The organism is Mesorhizobium sp. ES1-4, from assembly GCF_020164745.1.
GTDB lineage: Bacteria > Pseudomonadota > Alphaproteobacteria > Rhizobiales > Rhizobiaceae > Mesorhizobium.
On sequence record NZ_JAIUGV010000040.1, the window covers coordinates 1 to 2,081 of the forward strand.

The following is a 2,081-nucleotide window of genomic DNA, read 5'->3' on the forward strand; positions in this document are numbered from 1 at the left end:
CGGCTTGCCCATTGCGATCTCCTTTCAACCGCAATGAATCACGAACTCAAACCAAGGGGAATCCTGAATCCTTTAAACGCGACAGGCTTTAGGCGCCAATGCGTTGGCCTGATCTGTCTCCTTCAAAACGAAAAAAGCCCGCTGCCGGGAGGAGGTGGCAGCGGGCTCGATTTTCGAAAGCAGCGCGGGAGGAGGTGCGCTACCTCAATGTCGGCATCGCATCTGGGAGGAGTAGACGGCCGATGACCGAATGATACCAACGGCCGGAAATATTGCAATGGCACAGAATTGCCGTTTGCATATACGAGGCCGTCCCTTTGGTTCTAATTTTGGCGCGGCTTTACTGTGGCAATAGCGGCATTTCCCCATCCGCTACGCGCCCCATCCATGCATCGATCTCGGGGCGCAATGCGATCAACTCGTCGACGGCCGCGTCAAAGGCAGAGTCCATCGAGGACGGGATAAGGTAGACCGCGACAGGCCGCGGCTGATGCTGCAGGATGGCTGTCGCGGTTGGCCGATTTGCCGGCAAATTATAGCGCAAACCCTTCAGGCTTCGCGTATTCACCCGCGCAACGGGCATCGACCACCTTCTCATAAGCAGACTCGGACGGCACCCAATTCTCCGCCACCACCATCAGTGCCATCTCTTCAATGACCGCGAGTGCGGCCGGGCTGAGACTGAAGGTCGCGATCGCAATCAGGTGAGAGGTCTCATCCGCGCCCCAGAGCGCAAACTCGCTTTCGAAACGAGCTTGCAGCCGTCGGTGAAGCACGTCATCGAGCAGGAACACGAAACCGGGCATATGCTTGACGATCAGCTTTTGACCGCTGCGCGCCGGCACAAATTCCTTGAGCTCGCCGATGAAGATCATCAGCTTTCTGGCACCGTTTGCTGGCGGACGCGCGGGTTCCAGCGACGCCGCACGTCGCTGCTCGATCGCCGTCTTGTCGGTAGACCGAAACGCTTCCGGCACGAATAGCACATCGCTCAGCGGCCCCCCTTGACCGTCATTTGGCGCGCGGCTTCGATGAGGTGCCAGCGGATGTTCCACCAGTGACGTTTGCCAGCCCACCGGGCGGTCCAGACAGTCAACTCGGCTTTGTGCCAGAGATAATGAAGCAGGCTGCGCAGCGAGAGTTTCTTCGTGTCTCCAGCAATGCTGTCCGCACCACTGGAGCCACCAACGGGCGCGGATCGGGAGCCAACCTTCGACAGGCTGAAATCCAGCTTGAGCGCCGCCATGCCGCTCTCGGGGTCGAGGGTATTGCCTGTTTTGAACTTTTCTGTTGCCGGTTGGAACGCTCTATGACCCATTCATCGAGCGCGGGCTCGATGCGTGAACCAAGCCTGCTACCGGGACGCTCGCTTCATCGTCGTCGCCACACCCTCAGGCGTGACGCTGGCGCCGGAAGGCGGCGCTCACCAGTCGATAGCAACGCCGCTCATCGGCATGGCGCAGGACGTCTGGCCACTTTCGAGCCCGCCTTCGTCGACGAGTTGGCGACGATTATGCCCTCGGCCTCGGCACGCTGATCATGTCTGTGTCACATTGCCTGCCAACCACGTGGCATTCGAATATTCCAGCGCCTCGGCCCCGGGGCGGAACGACCTCGTCACTGGCCTTACCCAAGCAGATCGTTGAGGGTCCGATGATCTATTTGCTCGAAGCCTCCGGGCCCGGCCAGGATGTCAGCTTTCGGGAGGTTGTCCATTCAGGCCCGGCCGAGGAGACTGAACTTAGTACGCTTCAGAGTCGCTGTAGGGTCCGAATGAACATAAGACTGCCCGTCTGACGCCCTGCATCGAGAGGAAATGGCGCTGTCGGGGATAGAATGCGGCCTTTCCCGCCCCCGGCGGAGCGGCGTCTCGTTTATCCCGGGAGCGGCGTAATGAGCTGCTACTTCAATGGCTCGAGAAATGCACCACCCAACGCTAGGTACCACCTTCGCACGGTTGTGAATTGCACTGGCGAATGTCGAAAACGGGGGCTCGACATCATTCGGCAGCCCCCTCGGGTCAGGTTCAAAAAAGAGAGAAGCTTTTCGCTGAATTGGACTATATTAGGGGTAAGTGATGT

Annotated in this window: 1 protein-coding gene and 2 pseudogenes; 1 reads left to right on the top strand and 2 read right to left on the bottom strand. The window is 59.2% G+C overall.

The window, feature by feature from the left end; translation table 11 throughout:
• Nucleotides 1–340 precede the first annotated feature (340 nt).
• On the bottom strand, nucleotides 341–598 hold the full coding sequence (locus tag LB556_RS31805; RefSeq protein WP_318011363.1) for a DUF1173 family protein: 258 nt from the start codon (nucleotides 596–598) through the stop codon (nucleotides 341–343).
• Nucleotides 534–1,318, bottom strand: a pseudogene (locus LB556_RS32145) (DUF1173 family protein). The gene LB556_RS31805 and the pseudogene LB556_RS32145 overlap by 65 nt, the downstream one beginning before the upstream one ends.
• Between LB556_RS32145 and LB556_RS31515 the strand changes: the two are divergent.
• Nucleotides 1,288–1,516, top strand: a pseudogene (locus LB556_RS31515) (hypothetical protein); the annotation flags it as partial. The pseudogenes LB556_RS32145 and LB556_RS31515 sit on opposite strands and share 31 nt — an antisense overlap.
• Between the last annotated feature and the right edge of the window lie 565 nt (nucleotides 1,517–2,081).